Below are 20,937 nucleotides of genomic sequence, written 5' to 3' on the forward strand. Positions count from 1 at the left end.
TCCGATCAGAAGGAACGCATCATGACCGAACCGGCCAACCCCAGAGGCACCGTTTTCATCGGTGCCGACCGGGACGCGATCACTGTGGCTCGCGGCTACCTGGAGTCCAGGGGAATCGAACTGACGGCGGTCACCAGATCGACCAGCGTGCTGCAGATCTTCGTGAATTCCGACGCCATCGCCGGGGCACGCACGCAGGCGGACTCCATCACGGACTCGTCCCTGCTGCAGCTGCAGATGATCGCATGGGGAATGACGAACGCCGAGATCAGCAAACAGCTGGGCAAGTCCGAGAACACGGTCAAGTCGAATCTGAGAAACCTGTTCCGGTTGATCGGTGCGCGTGATCGCGCCCATGCGGTGCTGATCGGGTGCCGCGCGGGACTCATCTGAGCCTTCGTTATCCCCGGCAGTTCGCGCTCGTTCCGCGGAACCCGTCAGCCGGTGCCGGCTGCCGGGTTCTCCTGTTTGGCCCACGGGCCAGGCGAATGACGGGCGGGAGTCCGAGCCGGCGAACCGCTCGTGCTCCCCTGGCTGCGAAACCGCCTCCGGGCGCAGACGCCTGCCGGTGCCCGTGCGCCTGCGGGCAACCCCTCCTCTGACCGCCACGACGGCTCCTGCCGCCGCACCCGGTCCCGCCGTGCCTCGACTCCTGGGCTGCGGCTCTGTGGTGCCCGCTCAGCCGGCCGGGCCGGCCGGGGTGCCGATCGACACCGGGACTCCCTGCGGCACCACCGCAAACACCCGACCACGCGCGCCCAAAGCGCCATTGCCGCCGCCCACGCAGTGATGCCCGCTCAGCCGGCCAGACCCCGAACGAGGTGCCGATCGACACCGGGACTCCCTGCGGCACCACCGCAGACACCCGACCACGCGCGCCCGAAGCGCCATTGCCGCGGGCGACGCAGTGATGCCTGCTCTCCCTGGGATTCGCCGGAACTCCACCCGTCCGTACCACCTCGCCGTCCGGACGGTGCAGTCCAGCGCAAGCGGAGGTCGCCGCGTTTCCGGTCGGCGAAGAAGCGGTCGCGGGGAGCACAGTTCGCGACGTCGCCGGTACTCGCTTCGCAAGCTTGACCTTCGCTGTCCCAGCCCCGCCCGCCCCGTTTGCGGCCCGGGCCCGGCAGCCGGGCGGCAACGAACCCGATACGACAGAAACGCGGCCCGGAGAGATGCTCTCTCTCCGGGCCACGTTCGCTTGTCGCGGTCAGCCGGCCGTCGTTACCGCAGGCGGCCGCGTTCCGCTGCCGTTCACTTCACCGCGCCCGTGAGCTTGGTGGAGCCGAAGCCGTCGACCGTCACGTTGCCCGGGTTCTTGTCGCCCGGGGCCGCGTTCGCGTCGGCGGTCGCGGTGAACGAAACGCCGATCTGAATCACGTTGGCGACGCCCTCGCTCGCGTTCTTGATCTTGTCCGCCCCGGGGAAGGTGAACGTCATGGTCTTGCCGTCCGGGGTGACCTGGACGTCGTCGCCCAGCCAGATGTAGTTCTTGCCCGCCTCGCCGGCGGCATTGCCGGTGGCCGCCGTCACGTTGTAGCTCCCGCTGTCGAGCCGCTTGACGGTGAAGCCGTCCGGAACCTGAACCGTGATCTTCTTGCCGGCAAGCGACAGCAGGTCGCCGTTGGCGGGCTTGATCGCGAAAGTCGCGTTCGCGGTCTCGCCGGGCTTCGCGCTCAGCGCCTGAGTCTGGAAGACCTGGACCGGCACCGGAGGAGTATCGCCCTTGACGGTCTTCGGGTCGGAGAGCACGGGGGAAGTGCCCTCAGTACCCGTAGCCCGGATCTGGATCTTCGTGTCCGGCGCGATGTCCTTGTTCAGCGTGACCTTCGCGGTTCCGTTCGTGACAGTCGCGGAGGTGCCGACCGGATTGCCGTTCCCGTCGACCGGGGTGACCGTGGATCCGTCGCTGCCGGAAACCGTCAGCTCTTGCCCGGCCGAGACAGTGTCGCCCTTGGGATCGGTGATCTCCGGCTTCTTCAGCTCGGGAATGACCGTCAGGCTGTGGGCATCCGAGGAGGCCACGCCGCTGCCGCCGTCGTTGCGGGACTTCACCACGAGAGGCTGCGGCTTGCCGCCGTTGAGCACATTGGGCGGAAGCTTCAGCACGTACCTGCCGGAGGACTTGTCGGCCCGGACCGCGAGGTCCGAATAGTCGCGGCCGTTGATCACCGGCCAGACGAAGGAGTTCGGAGCGGCCCCGCCCGTGATCGAGCCGTTCTCCGGGACCTTGATCTCGTAACCGCCGTCGATGGTCGGCGCGGCCGGCGTCCGTTGCGCGTCGACCGTCAGCCACGAGTTGCCCGTGTTGTAGCTGGGGAGGAAGATGAAGTTCTTGCGGTTGACCTCGCCGTTGACGATGATCTTTCCGTCACTGACCGGCGGAACCTTGAAGTCGCAGTATCCACCCGACGCGCGCCCGGCGTCGTAGAGCTTCAAGACATTCAGAACATCCGCTTTGGTGATGTTCTTGAGAAGACGGTTGGCGACTTCGGTAAGCCGGCCCACCAATCCGGCGACATCAGCCGGCTGATAGGTGGTCGTGTCGTGCTGGCCGTCCTTGATGACCTCGCCGCCGTTCTTGGCGACCCAGTCGTTGCACGGCATGCCGTTCAACTTGACGGAAAAATTGGTGCTCCCCAGGAACCGGATCAGATCCTGCGTCCAATCGAACGTGGACGAGCGAGCGACATTGGGCTCGAATTCGCTGAAAATGTCCCAGGGAACCCAGTCGACGCCGACCCGCACTGTCTGGTTCGGCTGTACGACCCCTCCGTCCGCGCTGGTCCAAAACCGCATGGACGGCGGAGTACCGGTCCCCTGAGGCAGTTCAAAGTAGCCGGAAAGGTCCGGCTCGGCAGTGGGGGCGGCGGCTGCGGGCGCTGCGGCCGCAGGGGCTTCGGCCGCGGACGCGACGCCCGTACCGAGCGTGCCTCCCACGATTGCTGTCGTCAGCGCCGCGATGGTGACCGTCCGGCCGACCGTCTTCGCAACGCGTTTTTTCGCGATTGTCATGAAGCTGTCTTCTTTCGCCAAGAAGGCCGACACCTGCGACCTGTCAGATCCTCGTAGTTATCGCGGAGTTTTCTCGCGACTGACGATTACCCTACGTTGCGGAACCCGCGGCGACAACGAAACTTGCCGTTGTCGTACGCATCTTCCATCAGAACGGGTGAGCTATCCCCGTCGGTCTAGTGATATTTTCCCGTCCCGTCCGGGTTTCCCCAGCTCCAGGCAGGTATGCGGGAAACCCGGGCGCGCCGGCCCGGGACCGCCTGAACATCACCCTGGCATGAACCGCGACCCGGACGACTCACCGCGGCGCCTGGCCCGGGAATGGCCCGCCGCGGCGTGGTCCGCTCCGGCAGCCCAGTGCCCGACAGCGTGCCAGGTACCGCCCACCGGGGTTCGGCGGACCGTCTCGAAACGGATCAAGGCCCCGCCCCGGGGGACTCCGCACTGAGCCGGGTTCGTCGTCGGCTACCTGGTCACGCAGGCTTTCCGGCCGGTCGGCACGTTCCGGCCGTTCGCCGGCGAGGCGATCGCGCAGACGGCACTGGACGCCCCCGATCGCATCCTGCGGCACGGGCCGGCCGCGCCGGACACCGCGCTCGGATGCCCCCCTGCCCGCCGCTCTTCACCGGCCCTGGTGGCGTCTGGCGGCCATCACCTTCTCGGCGCAGCGGGCACCACCCGATCCAGCCCCCGGATCCGGCCGCTTGTCGTGCTTCTGACACGAACCACCGCGCAAGTGCCCCTTCGAGTGAGCAGAACACCTCACCCGAGCGCTGCCCGCGAAGACAATTCGGCAGGCAGCTTGTTCTCATCGACTTCCTTTTCCGGATTATCCGGACAGTTCTTTCCGGCCGGCTTCCCCATCGAGCAGTATTCGATGATGGTCGAATGCCATATCCGCGCCGCCGGACACGAGGACGGAGCCGGTTCACGACAGCTCAGGATCCACCCCGTTCAGGCAGGCACTGCGCTGCTCCCGTCGGAGCAGTGAGGCGACCGGGGGTGGCTGAGGCATGCTCGATACCGTGGCCGGCATACCGCACGGGAGCGGCGCGCAGGGGCCGATCCGACCTAGCGTGAACGCTATCCGGTCCGGGACTGGTGCTTGTTCCCCTGGCGCGGCAAGGATCCGAGGCCCGGCGAACGCGAGCAGGCGCTGTGGGGCAGGCCGTGGCAGCCAGGACCGGACCGGCCGGACGCGGCTTCGTACTCGGCTCGAGGGAAGCATTCCTCGGTCCGCAGACGGTCCAGGCGACACGGGTCGGCGGGCGGGGCTCGGAGCAGTTTCAGGAGACGGACTCGGCCCGATCGCCAGTACTCAGGCGGGCCGGGCCCCTTTCGCGTGCCAGCGGTACGCTTGGGCGGGCAGATCTCGTCCGCGGGGTGCTCAGTCCCCCGGTCGCGGTCAGGTGTGCTGGGGGACGGTATCTGCGGCGTCGTGGTGTTTCAGCTCTGTGCTGTCATCGCAGGGCGTCCGGAACGTGGTCAGCTCGCGTCGGCCGGAGAGCGGACGACACCGCCGGGAGCAGACGCCACGTCACTCGCTTACCGCCGCCGGAGTGGCAAAAGCAACGGAAAAGCCGCTGTGGCGGCGAGGCTGCTATCACCTCGCCGCCACAGCGGCCACCTTCGCTATACCCGGCCCGCTGCGGCTGATTCACCCGGTCGGCGCACCGGTGCTCAGCGATGCTTGGGGAATTCCACCACCTGCTGATAGGTCGGACGGTTCTGCCATCCGATCCCCGGCACCTTCAACACGCCCATCTGCAGGAACTGGATCGAATCCGCACACACCGCGTCACCCGCAGTGGAACAGTACTGATCCTTCGGGTAAACCTCCGCGGCCGGCTTCGCGATCGCTTCCTTGAGCGTCGAGTACAAGGTTTGCCAGCAGTCGCCGAGATTCCCGCAGAATTGCGTCGGCAACGGGCCGTTCACCGGCTGCCCGAGCGTCGATCGCAGGTCCTTGTCGACGTACGACCACCAGCCGTACTCGAAGGCCGATCCGCGGTGCGGTGCCACCTTCGTGCCCGGAAGCGGAGTCGACGGAGCCTCGTCGACCGGCAGGTTCTGCACCACCGCGTTGTACAGGTCGTCGCCCATGCCCGGCTGGAACACCGCCTTCACCAGCAACGGCCACCACGCATCCATGACCTTGATGGCATCGCCGTCGATATAGACCCCGGCTCCGGGCATCGTGGTCCGCTTCGCCCCACGGTCGAGCCACTGCTGCAGCGCGTTCACGGCCCGCCACACCTCCGGTTCGACCTTCGCTTGACGGGCGTAAATCACTTGGAGGAGGTTCGGGAGGACCTTTTCGCCGCGCAGATCCGTGACCGCCGCTTCTTCCATCGCCTTCACCAGATCGGCCCGGTCGATCTTGTTCCCGTTCGCGATCAGATTCCTCACCCGGCCGTCCAGCAGATCCCCCCGATGCACCCCGCCGTCCCCGAACCCGCCGACCTGCCCCGCCGCCGACTTGTTGTTCCAGCTCACGTAGTAATCCTGATCAGTCGAACCCGGATGCTGCTCCGCCGGCATCCCCGCCACGACATTCGTCCGCGCATCCCAATTCCGCCACTCCGTCTCCGGCTTCGCCCACACCGGCAAATTCGGATCAACATTCCCCGCCCGCACCGGCTGCAACCCCGAATTGAAAAACGCCGTGTGATCCGCGTCCACATAAAACCAGTTGAACGTCATCCCGATATCCGACACCGCGGCCTTGAAATCCTCCGGCCCCCGCACCCGCGCCGGATCATTCAACCTCAAAAACCCGACCGCCGAATCCAGCTCGTTCAAATACGTCGACCGCAGCTCCGCATACGCGACCGGAACCCCGCCCACCGTCGCCCGCTGACGCACCAACCCGTACTTCGTCCGCAACACCCGCAACCCGTCCGGACTCACCACCGGATCCATCGCCCGGCATTCGGCACCGTCCAGATACCCCATCGAATCCCGGCGCGCCGCACTCCCGTCCGCATTGCACAACCTCACCGCATAAGTATCGACAATGCTCTGATGCGCCGACGTCGCACTCCACGAATAATCCGGACCACGACCGATCTGCACATACGGACCAGTACCCGGGAACATCACCCCCCGCGCACGAATACCCGGCCCCTCGATATCCTGCAACATCAAAATCTCCGGAGCGAAATACCCCGTCTGCGGCCCGAACACCGCAACCGGATGACCGCTCTTCGAATGCGCACCCGAAACCACCAACGCATTCGACATCCCCTTGCTCGGACCGACCGGCTTCCCCGGCGAAACCACCGAACCCGCAGCCGCCGAACCCGTCCCGCCCGCACCATCCCTGATCGGCTCGTACGTCAACGACCCCGCATCAGGCATCGCCACCTCCCGCGGGTCCTGCGGGCTGACTCCATACGGAACCTTCGCCGGACCATGCTGCGTCACCGTCGTCTCCGGATCCTCCTCCGTCCGAAGCGAAGCCCACAACCTGTCACCCAACTCCTTCCCGTACTTCTGCTCCGCCGCCACCTTCGCCGCCGCAGCCACCGCCTGACTACCACCCGCCGCACCGAACTGACCGCCCAACAACGTCACCAACGCGACAACATCACTAGTGGTGAAGGGAGTGATCGTCGGCCTGATCGCTTGCCAGACGGATCCGGTCGCCGTGTATTCGACGGGGACCCTGGTCCTGAGCAGATCGGTTACCGGCACATCCTGCACGGAATCGATGTAGGCGTTCACCCCGGCCACATACGAGTGCAGATCACTCACGACCTGCTTTCCGTCCGGTCCCCTCGATGCCAGCCGGTCAAGCTGCGCCTGCCGGTCGTTCTCGGTTTCCGCGATCTTCGGCCACAAATCGTTCTGGAAGCTCTCGGCGGCGGACCCGGCGAACCCGACCGCCGAGCCCTTGGCCACATTGCGCAACAAATCCATCATGAAGAGCCGGTCCTCGGCAGCCGCATAACCGGAGCCGAAGGTCGCCCCTTCCCGCGTCGTGCCCTTGACGTGCGGAATACCGAGATTGTCGCGGGAGATCGTGACATCCGTCCGGCCGGCCGGCACGACGGGTTTCCACGGCGCCCCGGCCGGAATGCCGAACGACGCCGAGTTCAGGAACTTCCCGAGGTTCTCGTTCGTCAATCCCGGGTAAGCCGTCCGCAACCGATCGTAGTTCGGTCCCTGGTCGTTGCTGTGGGCCGTTTCGATCCCGCCGTTGCCGGCGATCAGCGACAAGGCATAGCTCGGAAGCTCCGACCTGGGCACTCCGCCGGCTTGCCCACCGGGCAGGATGTCGTGGCATTGGCCGCCGCAGTAGTCGTTGTGGTCAGTCGTGTCCGTTTCGGCGGCAGCCGGCACCGCCCCTGCCCCGGCCGGCACGGCTACCGCCGCGGCCAGCACCAGGACGGCGGCCCGGCGCACAAAGCCCCGCTTGCGAGCGACCCTGCTCACTGACATTCGACACTCCTCGGTACCCGTCCGATCACCCTTGAACGAACTCCCCGCCCGCCCCGGAAAAATGCGGAAACCCCACTGGCGGCCGATTTCCTGGTCAGCAAGAGAACCCGGGGATTGTATCGGGGGCCGTGCCCGGAACTCTTCAAACATGACAAAGCAATGAGAACCTGGTGACAAATTCACCGATTCGCTCCGGGACAAGACCGCACTGCCGGAACAACACGAAGACGTGGCCCGGAGAGGTCGTCATCTCTCCGGGCCACGTCCGTTCAACGCGACGGCCGGTTCCGCCGGCGCTATCGCGGTGCCTGCCGCTGCTCAGCTCACCTTGCCCTTGAGGTCGGTGGTTCCGATGCCGTCAACGGTCGCCCCTCCACCGGTCTTCTCCCCCGCCGAGGCGTTCGCATCGGCAGTGGCCACAACCGTGACGCCGATCTTGATCGACTGGCTGTTCCCGATGATTCTCTTGAGCTCTTCCGCACCGGGGAGCGTGATGGTCATCTTCTTGCCGTCGGGGCTGACCTTGACGCTGTCGCCCAGCCACGAACTCAACCCGTTGTTCTTGTCGTCCTTGTCGCCGGCCGACGCCGTGACGTTGTAGCGTTCGCCAGCCAGCGGCCGGAAGGTGAAGTCGGCCGGAGCCGTGACAGTCATCGTCTTGCCCGCGAGCGAGGAAAGGTCACCGTTCGCCGGCTGGACGGCGACAGTCAACGCAGAGGCAGCACCCGGAGCCGCGACCGGCGTACCGGCCTGATAGACCGGCCTGGGTTCGGGCGCGTCGCTCTTGACGGTCCTCCAGTCGGAGAACTCCGCATGCGGGTTCACAGTGGCGTCGTCCGTCGCCCGGATCTGGATTTCCGCACCTGGCTTCAGGTCCTTGTTCAGCGCTACCTGTGCCGTGCCGTCCTTGATGGTCGACGTGGTGCCGACCGGGTTGCCTGCCTTGTCCACCGGCGTTGCCTTGGCTCCCTCGCTGCCGGAAACCGTGACTGTCTGCCCAGGCGCCACGGGGCCGGTTGCCGGGTCGGTGATCGCCGGCTTGGCGAGATCCGGGATGACCCTCAGGTTGTGCGTGGCCGAGTCCTTGCCGACGGTCGAGCCTTGCAGGCTGGACCTGACCTTGGCCGGCACGCTGGACCCATCCGCCGGCGCAGCGGGCGGAAGCTTGATCTTCCACCGGCCGTCCGTTCCGACCGGGACGGTCGGCGACGAGTAATCCACCCCGTCGATGTTCCAGTTGACCAAGGTGCCGGGATCGCCCATGCCCTCGATCGCATCGCTCTTGTGCGCGACGATGTTGTACTTCGCGGAAATGACCGGCGCGTTCGGTTCCTTTTGGACGGCTACCGGAAGGTATGCTTTGCCCTCATAGTTCTTGTTCAGCGCACCGAAAAGGTTGTGCAGGTCGACTTTTCCTCCGATCAGGATGTTCGTATCGACGTTTTTCGGTACATTGAACGTGCACGTCGCCTGAACTCGAGAACTCAGGAACTCGGTAAATTTGCTGAGGAAAGTTTCAGAGCCGATGCTGGCGAGCAGATTTCGCGCCTGCCCGACGAATCCGAGGATATCGACCGGCTCAATATTGAGCCCGTCTTGCCGACCGCCCTCGACTGCGTCGACACCCTTTCCCGGGCCATATTTGTCGCAGTCCTGGCCGTCGATGGTGACGGTGCTGTTCTGCCAGGCGCCGATCTTGATGATATCCTGGAGGAAGTTGATCTGCGATTGCTGGGATTGCTTCGAAGGGAATGCGTCCCAAAGGTTCCACAGATCCCAGTAGACACCGACTTTGACCGGGTATCCCGGAGTGGCCTTCCCGCCGACCGCACTGGTGAAGAAGTGCATACGGGGCGACGTATCGGCCTCCGAGGTCAGCTGGTAGTACGTCGCCCCGTTCTCCGCCGATGCGATTCCGGCGCCCAGTGCGCCGCCGAGCATTGCCGTGGATAACGCTGCGATGGTAGCCGTCCTGCCGACGGTCCGCGCAACGCGGTTGAACGCGATTGCCATGAAAACGCCCTCTTTGCCCGATGGTCGACACCTGGGACACTGACAGATCACCAGTGACGCCGCGGAGGATTTCCCGGCGCGCAGCGACCTTACGCCGCCGGAGACGGGGCGACAAAGCCGTGGAACGGATTCGGGGAAATCCTGCCGCTGCCTCGCGGGAGAATATCCCGCGCACGAGGTGAAATTGTCGCCCCGGGTTCCCCGGTCTCGCAGCCTGGCGCCCGCCGGGAAGACGTGGGTGCCCGGTCCGGTAGACGCGCAGGGCACCGCGTCAGTTCATCACCGGGCTCGGGGTCATCACCCAGTCGTCCAGAAGGGGATACAAGCCGAACCACAGCCCCGCACCGGCCCCGGTGATCAGCACCGCCATCAGCACCGCCCGGAGCCAGGCCGGACCGGGCAGAATCCGCCACAGCCCCGCGATCATCCCGCACCTCCTTTCGCGGTGCTGCTGACCAGATGGGCTTCGACGATCAGCCGCTGATAGTTGTCCCACTTGGGATTGCACGTCGTCAGGGTCAGCCGGGCCACCGTCGGAACCTCCCCAGGGCGTTCGGGCACCGGCAGGAGCACCCCGGCGTCGCGCGGGGAGACGAGCCGGTTCGCGTCGACCTCGTAGACGTAGCGACGGGTCCGGTCCTCCACCGTGACCTGGTCCCCCGGCGCGATCGTGTCGAGATCCCAGAACATCCCGCGCATCCGATGCCCGGCCACGGCGAAGTTTCCGATCTGGCCGGGCATGGCGGTGCCGGAGTAATGGCCCGGTGCGTGCCGCAGGTCTCTCGACGTGGTCCCCTCGACCACCGTCCAGCGCAGACCCAGCTTCGGGATCGCCAGCACCGCGGCCGGGGCGCCCTCGGCCGGCGGTTTGTCCGGAGCCGAAGGCCCGCCGCCGACCCCGGGTTCGCTGCCCCACAGGGTCCGGAGCTCCTGGTCGAGCTGCGCCTGTACGCCGTTGAGCTCGCCGACGCGACCCCACATCTCGTAGGCGATGAAGCCCAGCAGCACCACCCCGACGACGAGCGCCAGTTCACCGCAGATCCCGAAGATCCGCCACCGCAAGCGGCCGCGCGCCGCCTTCGGCGGTCGTTCCGCCTCCTCCGCGACCGGCTGCGCCCTCATGCCGCACCCGGCCCCGTCCAGGCAAGCACCGGGCCCGAAGGGGCGAGACAGTCCCGGATGGCCGCCATGGACCGCTCCGCGGCGTCCCCCGCGCCGAACGGATTACCGATGGCAGGGCCTTTTTCCTGGCCGTTCAGCACCGCCCGCGCAGCAGTGACGACCCGTTCGAAGTCGGTGCCGACCAGTCGCGCCCATCCCGTGTCGACCGCTTCGCGGCGCTCCGTGGTCTCGCGCGCGACCAGCACCGGAACCCCGAACGTCGGGGCCTCCTCCTGGATTCCTCCGGAGTCCGTGACGACGAGGGCGGACCGCGACAGCACCCAGATGAGGTCCGGGTAGTCCAACGGCTCGGTCACCGTCACCGCGTCGCACGTTCCGAGGATGCGATGGACGATCTGGCGCACCTTCGGATTCGGGTGCGAAGGGAGGACAAAGCGCACGTCCGGGAATTCCTGGGCGATCTGCTTGACCGCGCTCAGCACTTCCCCGATGCCGCTTCGCCACGATTCGCGCCGGTGCATCGTCACCAGAACCAGCGGCCCGGGCCCGGAAAACGCCGCCGCGACCGCACTGTTCTTCGGCGGCAGGTCCAGCCTGGCAACGCACTGGGCCGCGTCCACGACCGTATTCCCGGTCACGACGATCTTTTCGTCCGGCACTCCCTCGGCCCTCAGCGCGGCCGCGGCCGCCGGCGTGGGAGCCAGGTGCAAGGCCGCGATCCGGGAAACCAGCTGGCGATTGGCTTCCTCGGGGAACGGCGACGAGAGGTCGCCGGTACGCAAACCGGCCTCCAGATGCACGACCGGAATGTGCTGCCAGAAGGCCGCCAGCGCACCGGCCAGAGTGGTGCCGGTGTCGCCCTGGACGACGACCGCGGCCGGCCGCCGTGCCGCCAGGACCCGGTCGGCCTCGGGCACCAGCCGCGCGAACAGCTCGCTCAGTGTGCCGTCCACCCGGGACAGCTGGATCCGCTCGTCCGGGACCAGCCCGAACGGCGCCAGTCCCTGGTCGACCATTTCCGGGTGCTGGCCCGTGGCGACCAGCCGGGCCCGGAACCCGAATTCCTCCGCGGCGAGCGCGATCGGCGCCAGTTTGATGGCTTCCGGCCGCGTACCCGCGAACAGCACCAATTCTCGAGACATCATTTCCTCCCCGACCCGTGGCGGCGGGGCCCGGCCAACGGGCGCCCGCCGCCTCCGGTCACTTCTCGGCGTCTTCGGCGATTCTCCGGCGCCGCCGGGCGAACAATACGAACATCGTTCCCAGCGCCACGAGGGCAATAGCCAGAGCGATCCACCAGGTCAAGCTGGCGCCGGTGATCGCGAGGCCGCCCGCCGTGCCCGTGCCGATGGTTCCAGGCTTGTACATCCAGGTCCTCTGAGTGTGTGTGTTGGGCTGATGGCTTTCCCGGGTGCGCCCGGGTGATCAGGTTTCGACGGCAACCCCCTCCTGGTTGAACGATTCCGCGTTCCGCCGCGTTTTGGCCCAGCCGTGCCGGCCTCGCATCATCCGATACACCGCACGCAGCGAAGTCAGGTAGAACGTCGCGACATACACCGTGAAAGCCAGCCCGTAGCCGATGCCGGAAAGCAGATTCGGCTTTCCGATGCAGCGGAACTGGTAAATGATCCCCCACACGACGAACGGGGCGGTGGACATCACGAGGAAAATCACCATGAACGCCGCGGTCTGCGTCGATACCGCGCTCGTCCAGATCGACGGATCGCGGACCGTCGCGACCAGCGCGGCCACGAGCGGGATCGGGTATAGGACGGCGCCGACCAGCTGCAGCCACGGCTGGATCAGGTAGTAGCTCGCCTCGACCACTCCCAGTTCGGTGAAGTGCGAGGACCGCCAGATCGAGGGCAGATACCGCGAACACTGCATCGTGCCCTGGCCCCAGCGGGTGCGTTGCGTGACGAATCGCCGGAAACTGTAGAGGCCCTCCTGGGACACGTAGGAGTCCGAGGTCGCCGCCGTGCGCCACCCGGCCATCAGCAAATGCAGCCCGAGTTCGTAATCTTCCAGCAAAAGCCCGCGCCACGGCTGCCCGGTTCCGCGGTCGATGGTGCGCAGCGCCGACATCCGCGTGAACTGCCCGTTGCCGCCCATCGCCACCGTCCCGGCGTAAGCGCGCGAGTGCTGTACCGCCGAAATCGCGGTGCGGAACTCCATGTCCTGCAGCTGCACCAGCTTCAGCGCCGCCCATCGCTTCCAGCGGCTGCCCTCGGCGGGCGGGGTGTCGCGGTTCAGCATGCGGACCTCCAGCTGAACCGCCCCCACGGACCGATCGCCGAACAGGTGGCCTGCCGCGCACACGTCCAGGCAGTCCGCCGCGAGCACGCCGTCGGCGTCCACCACCCCGACGATGACCTTTTCCCAGAATTCATGCCGGCCCAGCCAGCCCGCCAGCTGCTGATAGGCGGCGTTCAGCGCGTCGCCCTTCCCGGTGCGGGCGTTCGGCGGGTACCGGCGGACGAGGTGGATGAACGGATCGGGGCCTGTTTCCCCTTCCGCCAGCGACAAGACGACCTGTGCGGTGGCGTCCTGCGAATCGTCGTCGATGACCCACACGTGCGCGTCCGGAAATGTCTTCCGCAGCCGCCGGACCGTATTGCCGATCACCGCCTCCTCGTCCCGGCACGGAACGAAAAAGTGCCAGGAGAAGTCGGCCCGGGATCCGGCGGGCGCACGCTTCCGGCTCAGGAACGGGACGACGATAGTGCACACGTAAGCGATGAAGACACCGCTGCTCACGAACGTGAACACGCCAGTGATTGTGCTCAGCATCCCGGGTGCGCCTTTCCCTCGTACCGGCCGGCTATTTCACGAGAAACGAGAAGTTCCCCAGGTTTTCCAGGAACACCTCGGAATCCGGCTTGTCATTGCGTGCGCGCGACTTCATGAAGACCTCGCCCAGCTTCTCTTGCAGCCCGGTTCCCCGCCATTTCGGTCCGATCCAGTAATTGAGGTAGTAATTCGGCGAGAATTCCGCGCCGGGCGCCGACCAGAAGCCCCGTGCGGGATCGCTGACGTAGCTCTGGACCGAGGCGGCCGCGCCGGACCGCCAAGCCGACCCCGCGTCGTCCGTGGCGGACAGCAGGACGGCCAGCTGCAAGTCGTTGGCCTGCAGGAATGCCGGGGACAAAACCCCGGAGACCGCCTCCTTGGTCGCCAGCCCGTCGATGTCGATCGCGGGCGCCCCGGCCTCGTACGGAGCTATTCCGGCGTCGCCGATCGCCAGTGCGCCGCCGGGCAGCTTGGTCGAGGCGATCGCCTCGCCGACGGCCTGATGCGCGGCTTCGAGCCGGTACCGGTAGGCCAGCATCTGGGTCAGCTCGGTCGCGTTGCCGAAGCCGATGGCCGTGCCGAGCCCGATGGCGCACACGAGAACCGAGGCCGCGGTCTTGCGCACACTGCCGACGACGATCCCGAGGACCACGACGGCCGTGCCCGCGACGACGCCCGACGAAAGCTGACCGGGCTGCCACAGCAGGACCGCGGCGGTCGCCAGGCAGATCGCGATCAGTGCCGACACCCGGCTGACTCCCGAATCCGGTGCGGACCGGTCGAGCCGGATGGGCCGCGACAGCACGACGACGACGACCGGGAACAGCAGCTGCCAGCAGAACCTGTTTCCCGTGTCCATGACCAGTTCGGAGCGCTTGTACACGCCGAAGACGATCAGCAGCGCCGTCACCGCGAGCACCACCGGCACGACGTGCCGCAGCACGTCCGGCTCCGCCAGCGGGTTCCGGCCGGTCGCCCGCCGGTACAGCCCGAAGCCCAGCGCCAAGCCGATCATCACCGGCAGCACCATCGGGCCCACGGACGGCAGGACGTTGAGCAGGTCCACGAAGAACGCGCTGTCCCCGCCGGTCTTGCGGTAGAAGGTATTGGGGAAGAACGAGCCGAAGTACCACCAGCGGGCGCACCAGTAGACCGCCCATCCGCCCAGCACCACGGCCGCGCCGCGCCGGTTGGCCCGGCTCCGGTCGATCAGCACCGACCAGCCGATGGCGACCGCGGCGAGCACGATCCCTTCCGGCCTGCTGAGTGCGACCGCGGCGGCGATCACGTAACCACCTCGGCCCAGCGCACCCCGCCGATAGACGATGCTGAAAAGCCAGGCGACGAGCAAGGCGAACGACACCGTCTCCAGCCCCATGAAGAGCTGCAGGAAGAAAATCGGGCTCGCCGCGGCCACCGCCAGCAGCACGAACTCCTGGCCCCGGGGCAGCCGGGCACGGCGCACCAGGAAGACATAGGCCGCCGCGATTCCGATCGCGACAATCTTGAAGAACAGTTCCGCCGAGAAGCCGAAGAGGGCCGGAACGATCGACAACACCGCGTAGAGCGGGTTGGTATACGCTTCGACCGGCGCGCCGCTCGGATTCCAGTTCCACACCCCGTGTTCGACGAGGTTCTTGCCGTATCGCCAGGTGATGAAAGAATCGTCCATCGTCACCCGGAAAAACAGGAAGCCCAGCACCAGAGCGGAGAGTCCGAGCAGCCCGTAGCCGATGCGCCACACGTGCAGATTCGCGTCGTCGGCACGATCGGCGGTCAGCCGCGCCAGCACCCCGTCCGCGGGCACCCGTTCCTGTGGTGCGGTGTCGACGAACGCCGAAGGCGGCGCTGTCCGCCACTCGCGCACCGCGTCGTCCGCGCCGGGGCCGCTGAGGGACTGCGCGTCCGGCGGCAAGAACTGGACCTCCTGGTCCGGGCCCACCGCGGCGACGCACCTCCGCAGCCCCGCGTCGCCGATCGAGACGAACCGCGCGCCCGGGCCGGCCGTGCGGAACACCTTCCAGGCCGCTGCCGGATGACTTGACATCGTGTCCGCGTTTCCGCGAAGGTCCTCCACGAGAAACGCTTTCGCCTCGGCCCCGGGGGCCACCGCGAAAAAGGCGACGAGGCGGGCGGTGTCCCGCGACTCGACCCACTCCCCGATCTCGTCGGCAAGCCGGGGTCCCGGTTTTTCGGCGGACGGGTCGCCGAAGACCATCTGGTCGGCTTCCGACATGACATGCTCCATGGTCCGGTGATAGGGTTCCATTCATCCGTACGCCGAGAAATGCCCGTTTCTTCTCGGGCCTCTCCCCGCATTACGTGCGATGCGCAATCGCCCGGACTTGGCCGAAGAGCCGAGTTCTTCGCCGGGAAGCACGGGAAACCACTACCGGAAGTATGATCGTGGCCGCTCGATCGGAGCAAGACGAACGGCGTTTTACCCCCTTCCGGGTGGTGGCGGCATTAATGACTGCCTGGTGAGATATTCACTTTGCCCGTCTTTGCCCGGCGCGCCCCGGGCTCACTGGTGGACCGCGGCCGGAATGGCCGCGCTGACCCACTGGGCGAGGTCCGGCGCCGATCTCCCGGCGAGCGCGGCTACATTGCCCGCCCAGAAGCGGTGCACCCGTACCCCCACCGCCGACGCCGCGGCGGCGTCGCACGCCAGACCGGACTCGAGATTCCAGGACCGGAACATCGCGGCGACACCCGGGCCTGGTTCCTCGGGCCACTTCTCCGACCCGGCGGCCCGGATCCAGCTCCACACCCGGCGCAGCCGGGCCCGGCTTCCCAGCCGGATGTCGCCGTCGTCGACCGCTTGCCACAGGACCGGCGCCACCGCGGTCAGCGCCGTGTTCGGAGTGACGCCCAGCTCGGAAGCCACCTCGGCCGCGACCGCCCCGGTAGCCGTGACGGCCATCTGGTGCCCGGCGAACGGAAGGCCGAACTGGGCCATGTCCGCGTAGCTGGCGAGCAGGAGGTCCGGAGCGCTCAACCCGCCTTCCCCCGCCCGCATGCCGAGCGAGACGAGCAAGGTCACCGCGGTCCGGGTTTCCGCGTCGCTCAAGGCGTTGGCGCCCTCGTCGGCGACAAACCAGTCGGCCGCTCGCACCAGCGACGCGGTGATCCCCTCGACGATCGACCGGGGCGGCAGCGATTCGGTGAAAGTGCTGTCGACGACGGCGACGTCCGGGACCAGTCCCGGGCCTTCCACCAGCCGGGGATGCCCCCGGAGCACCACCGAGGCGAACGGCCGCACCGCGGCGGACGCTCCGATCGTCGTCGGGACGAAGGTCCGGTGCAGCTGCGCGGGCGAGGCCTCGGGCAGGCCGATGACGCCCCGGCGGGCGCCGCGGGCGCGCACCGTCGGCACCGTCCGCTGGTCGGCGAGCTGGCGGCAGGCGAGCTTCGTCAGGTCCAGCACCGAAGATCCGCCGACCGCCACCACTCCTTCGACCCCGGCCCGGTCCAGCAACCCGGCCAGCTCCTCCACCTTGCCGACCGTGGCCGGAGCCTGCACGAGCTGCACCCGGTCGACCGTGATGCGCAAGTACGTCCGCAGCGCCTCCACTACGTGGAAGTTCGCCGCGGCGAACCCCGCGCTCACCACCAGCATCCGGCGCGACCGCGACGCGGCGGCCGACGACATGGCACGCCACACGTCATGCCCGGCGTAGACTCTCGTCCCGCATTCCCACAGCACCACATCGTTGGTCCGTCCCATAACCTGCCGCCTGACCCCATTCGTGGACTGCCGCGCGTCCCGCGTTCCGCCGCTTTATCCGGATTATGCCGAAGAAAACGCCGCGGACCCACACACAATGGGGGCTGATTTACGTTCTTTTGACAAGCCTGCCGCGCTCGTTTCGAAGCTGTACCGATCCATTGCGTGATATTTTCACGCAAACCTCGGGAATAATTTCAATTGCCGTGCCCGGGCCTGATGCGCGTTTTCGATCGCGATCGCCGGACGCCTCGGGCCAGACCCGGCTCGCTCGCGGCGCCGGCCGGCCCTCCGGGTTCAGGACAGCACGCCGGCGCGGGCTGGACGCGGCCGCGACCTTCCCTGGAAGGACTGCGCCGGTCAGGTGATCGCGGGCGGTCGGCCCGTCGGCGCGCGATAGTGGCCCCAGCAGCCGGCTCCGTCGACGGACAGCGCCGGAAATGACTACTGCAAGTGGCATCCGAACCCCGGCGCACCCCCGTTGCCGCACCTCAAACTACCCGAATGGATAGCGCCGGACCGAGCAGAGTGCGCCGGTCCTGCCTCTAGTATGAAATTGTCCGCATGCGCCGGGCCGCGGAATCACGGCCAGCCGGGGAGGGCGGGTTGACGAAGAAAGGGCTCGGTGAAAGTGGCAACCTCGTGGCGGGCAACCGGCCCCGCCCGGACCGGCGGGCAGCAGAACGGCCGATCGGCCGTGCGATTCCCCGCCGTAACCCGCGGTGGCAGCACGTCGTCAGCGGCCGTCGGCACTCCGCCTCGCCCGCGCCGGCGCCGCCGCGCGGAACACCGGGAAACCGGACGCATGCTCAGGACACTGTTGCATCCGGCCGCCAGGACGGCCGGCACGATCTGGTCGGACGGGCCCGGGGCCAGGCTCGCCGCGTGGAGTCTCATCCCGGTGCTCATGGGTGTTTGCGTGACGAGCGTGTTCGCTTGCTTCACCCTGAGCCACGGATTGCTCGCCGGTCTATCGACGGCCGCGAACTGCTTCCCGTTCCTGCTTCCCGGCATTGCCGGGCTGGCCCTCCGGATCCGGCCGGCCGTCGCGTCGCCGGACGGGACCACGGCCGACGTCCGATTGCCTGCCCTGCCATCCGGTTCGGGCGGCCCCCGAGAATCCTGGACCCGACAGGAGGCGAACGTATGGTGATCCGGGTCGCACTCGCCGAGGATCAGCGAGTCCTCCGCGACGCGCTGGTGGCCTTGCTCCAGCTGGAGCGCGACATCACAGTGGCCGGCGTAGCCGAACGAGGCGAGGAAGCCGCGCAACTCGCCGGGAACCTGAAGCCGGACGTGCTGATTCTCGACATCGGACTGCCGGACGTCAGCGGCCTCACGGTGGCTTCCCGGATCCGTGCCCAGTTCCCCGCGGTGCGGATCCTGCTGCTGACCTCGCTCGACAAACCCGGCGTCGTCCGGGAGGCGCTCACTCTCGGCGTGAGCGGGTTCCTTCCCAAGGGCGTCGCGGCGGCCGAGCTGGTCGAGGCCATCCGCGGCGTCCACGCGGGCAAGCGGGTCGTTTCCCCCGACCTGGTTTCCGCCGCGCTGGCCGCGGGCGAAAACCCGCTCACTCCTCGCGAGCGCAGCATTCTCCAGCTGGCCGCTACCGGCACCCCGCCCCCGCACATCGCCCACCAACTGCACCTTGCCGAAGGAACCGTGCGGAACTACATCACCCGGATCATCTCGAAGCTCTCGGCACGCAACTCCACCGACGCAATCCGGATCGCCAAACACTACGGCTGGCTCTGACCGTTCGAGACCGTGGGCCTGGTCCGCTGCCACCAGCGCCATCCACCGCACAACGCTGCCGGCCGGAAGGAATTGCCGCAGGAGATCCCGTTCGTGCGCAAGGTGTTCCGTGCTTCCAGCTCGGCCAGACCTTGCGCACGCGAGCCTTGAACGGCTCGATCGGCACCCCTCATCCCCGGGCGACCGAATGATTGGGCTCGGACAGCCCCGCCGAACAGAGCGCTCGCCGTGACGGCCACCGCTTCCCCGGCTACCAGGTACGCGGCCGCGAAACCGCGTGGCGACAGACGATTTCCATGAGCCTCGCACCGGACTGCTTGGCATACTCTCGAAGCCGCACTCCGGCTCCTCGTCATTTCACCGGGTATCCTCAGCGCTTGGCGTTCAGGACGGTGATCAGTTCCGGTGGATTCCTTTGCGAGTGAAGGACACCGGCATGATCGGTGCGGTGAATCGTTGCCGCACCGCCGCTTTCGGACGCGAAAACTCACGCAAGCCCTCCGGTCCGCGCTCGCCTTCGTCGCGTGCTTTGCGGGCGATTCATGAGGGGCCGCCGAAGCGGCGGAGAACGTTGTGCGTGATCGCCTCGGTGGATTCGTCGTGGTGAATGAGCCCGCTGACCCATTCGCAGATGCCCGTGTCGAAGTCGCACGGCCGGCGCCTCCTCGTGCAGCGGCCGCGTTTTCTCGACGCGGCTGCGAGACGCGAAGCGGTACCAGTCCGCTGCGAAGTGCAACCGGACGCCGTGGTGCTCTTCGGTGAACGCCGCGACCCGGGTGATCCGTGGCTGCGCTGCCGGGTCCGGGATCCACAAGGGCTCGGCCATGCGGGTTCCTCAGACGAGCGGAGTGACGGAGTCGGCGACGCGGAGCATCGCCTTGCCGTAGACCTCGTAGCCGACTGTCGGCGAGACGTTGGCGTGCCGGGCGGCGGTCGCCGAATCGCGCCGGATCCGCTGCAGCGGGTTGACCTCGGCGAAGGAACCGGCACCGTGCGCGGACAGCAGGATCTCGATGGCGCGGGCGACGCAGTCGGCAACGTAGCCGGTGTCCGAGCGCACGCGAGCACGGGTGAGGTAGTCCGGGTATTCGTCGCGCGCGGCCGCGTGGTCGGCGTCGTCGGCCGCGCGGAAGGCGACGAGCCGGGCGGTGTCCGGCAGGAGGGCCGCTTCGGCGATCTGGAGCTGGAAGCCGGCCGAGTCGTGTTGTGCGGTGAAGTAGGTGTGGAAGAGCGGTTTCTTCGCTGCCTTGCCGGCCACCAGGTCCAACGCGGCCTTGCCGAGCTGCGGGCCGACCGGCACGAGCGCGAGCACAGGGGCCAGCGCGGAACGGTAGAGGGCCTCGTCCTTGTGCTCGGTGGGGTGCTCGCCGGTGATCGCCGGCGGGATCCGCATGACGCGGTGCTCGGACACGAACACCTCCTCGGCGACCATGCAGTTGCTGCCCGGCGAGCGCAGGCCGGCAACAAGCCAGGTGTCCTCCAGCGTCAGGTCGACGCGCGGGATCAGTGCCGTGCCCTGGTCGACGGCGGCTCCGGTCTCGTCGGTGACCGGGATGGGAGGCCGGCCCAGGTCGTGTGCAGCGAGCCGGAGTTGCAGAATCGCTTGCCGGTGGCCCGCCACCCGCCCTCGACCTTCCGGGCCTCGGCGGTCGGCGTCAGCACCCCGGAGACCTTCGCGTCCGGGTCGGTACCGAACACCTCGTCCCGCGCACGGTCCGGGAACAGCCCGACCACCCAGGACATGGCGTTGGTCAGCGTCACCACCCAGGAGGTGCCGCCGGCGGCTTCGGCGACCGCGGCGGAGACGTCGAGCATCGTGCGCAGCGAGGTTTCGCAGCCGCCGTACCGCTTCGGTGTTGCGATCCGGAACAGTCCGGCGTCGATGAGCGCCTTGATGCTCTCCTCGGCGACGCGCCGGTTCTTCTCTCCCTCGGCGCCGTTGCTCTTCAGCAATGCCGCGAGGTCACGGACGCGGGCGACCAGTTCCTCGGCGGTGGGCACGACAGTGTGCGCGGCGGTCACGGATTCTCCTGATTTGGGTTGCCGTTCAACGGGAACGGACGGCGATGTGGTCG

General features: G+C 67.5%; 14 protein-coding genes. 2 read left to right on the forward strand and 12 right to left on the reverse strand.

Annotation, left to right across the window (positions count from 1 at the left end; translation table 11 throughout):
- Nucleotides 1-21 precede the first annotated feature (21 nt).
- Complete coding sequence (locus tag CU254_RS28750; RefSeq protein ID WP_037715143.1) at nt 22-393, forward strand: response regulator transcription factor; 372 nt, start codon at nt 22-24, stop codon at nt 391-393.
- 858 nt (nt 394-1,251) lie between these two features.
- Here CU254_RS28750 and CU254_RS28755 read toward each other — a convergent pair.
- From CU254_RS28755 to CU254_RS28795, 10 genes are all read right to left on the reverse strand, one after another.
- Nucleotides 1,252-2,796: a hypothetical protein gene (locus CU254_RS28755; protein ID WP_158688104.1), complete on the reverse strand. Its 1,545-nt coding sequence runs from the start codon at nt 2,794-2,796 to the stop codon at nt 1,252-1,254.
- Nucleotides 2,797-4,692: 1,896 nt separating this feature from the next.
- The gene (locus CU254_RS28760) at nt 4,693-7,419 is read right to left on the reverse strand and encodes a penicillin acylase family protein (RefSeq protein ID WP_234392758.1); all 2,727 of its coding nucleotides are present in this window, start codon (nt 7,417-7,419) and stop codon (nt 4,693-4,695) included.
- Between the two features lie 354 nt (nt 7,420-7,773).
- The gene (locus tag CU254_RS28765; protein WP_158688105.1) at nt 7,774-9,468 is read right to left on the reverse strand and encodes a hypothetical protein; all 1,695 of its coding nucleotides are present in this window, start codon (nt 9,466-9,468) and stop codon (nt 7,774-7,776) included.
- A 271-nt stretch (nt 9,469-9,739) separates the two neighbouring features.
- Nucleotides 9,740-9,895: a hypothetical protein gene (locus tag CU254_RS43290; RefSeq protein ID WP_158688106.1), complete on the reverse strand. Its 156-nt coding sequence runs from the start codon at nt 9,893-9,895 to the stop codon at nt 9,740-9,742.
- Nucleotides 9,892-10,590, reverse strand: a complete 699-nt coding sequence (locus tag CU254_RS28770; protein ID WP_009081722.1) for a class E sortase — start codon at nt 10,588-10,590, stop codon at nt 9,892-9,894. Before CU254_RS28770 ends, CU254_RS43290 begins: the two co-directional genes overlap by 4 nt.
- Entirely contained in the window at nt 10,587-11,732 is a 1,146-nt protein-coding gene (gene wecB, locus CU254_RS28775) for a non-hydrolyzing UDP-N-acetylglucosamine 2-epimerase (protein ID WP_100266913.1), read from the reverse strand. Before wecB ends, CU254_RS28770 begins: the two co-directional genes overlap by 4 nt.
- Before the next feature lie 58 nt (nt 11,733-11,790).
- Nucleotides 11,791-11,958 carry an LPXTG cell wall anchor domain-containing protein gene (locus CU254_RS28780; RefSeq protein ID WP_009081725.1) on the reverse strand — a complete coding sequence of 56 codons (168 nt, stop codon included), beginning with the start codon at nt 11,956-11,958 and terminating at the stop codon, nt 11,791-11,793.
- A gap of 57 nt (nt 11,959-12,015) precedes the next feature.
- Nucleotides 12,016-13,380, reverse strand: a complete 1,365-nt coding sequence (locus CU254_RS28785) for a glycosyltransferase family 2 protein (protein ID WP_009081726.1) — start codon at nt 13,378-13,380, stop codon at nt 12,016-12,018.
- Nucleotides 13,381-13,411: 31 nt separating this feature from the next.
- Nucleotides 13,412-15,616, reverse strand: coding sequence for a hypothetical protein (locus CU254_RS28790; protein WP_158688107.1), 2,205 nt, complete (start codon nt 15,614-15,616; stop codon nt 13,412-13,414).
- Between the two features lie 288 nt (nt 15,617-15,904).
- Nucleotides 15,905-17,107, reverse strand: coding sequence for an iron-containing alcohol dehydrogenase (locus CU254_RS28795; RefSeq protein WP_009081730.1), 1,203 nt, complete (start codon nt 17,105-17,107; stop codon nt 15,905-15,907).
- A gap of 1,146 nt (nt 17,108-18,253) precedes the next feature.
- Between CU254_RS28795 and CU254_RS28805 the strand changes: the two genes are divergently transcribed.
- A complete protein-coding gene (locus tag CU254_RS28805; RefSeq protein ID WP_009081734.1) occupies nt 18,254-18,862 on the forward strand; it encodes a response regulator transcription factor in 609 nt (202 codons plus the stop codon).
- An 835-nt stretch (nt 18,863-19,697) separates the two neighbouring features.
- Here CU254_RS28805 and CU254_RS28810 read toward each other — a convergent pair.
- Entirely contained in the window at nt 19,698-20,483 is a 786-nt protein-coding gene (locus CU254_RS28810) for an indole oxygenase (protein WP_009081741.1), read from the reverse strand.
- Nucleotides 20,366-20,884 carry an acyl-CoA dehydrogenase family protein gene (locus tag CU254_RS43795; protein WP_199841095.1) on the reverse strand — a complete coding sequence of 173 codons (519 nt, stop codon included), beginning with the start codon at nt 20,882-20,884 and terminating at the stop codon, nt 20,366-20,368. Before CU254_RS43795 ends, CU254_RS28810 begins: the two co-directional genes overlap by 118 nt.
- Nucleotides 20,885-20,937: the final 53 nt, after the last annotated feature.

The sequence above is a fragment of the Amycolatopsis sp. AA4 genome, assembly GCF_002796545.1.
Lineage (GTDB): Bacteria > Actinomycetota > Actinomycetes > Mycobacteriales > Pseudonocardiaceae > Amycolatopsis.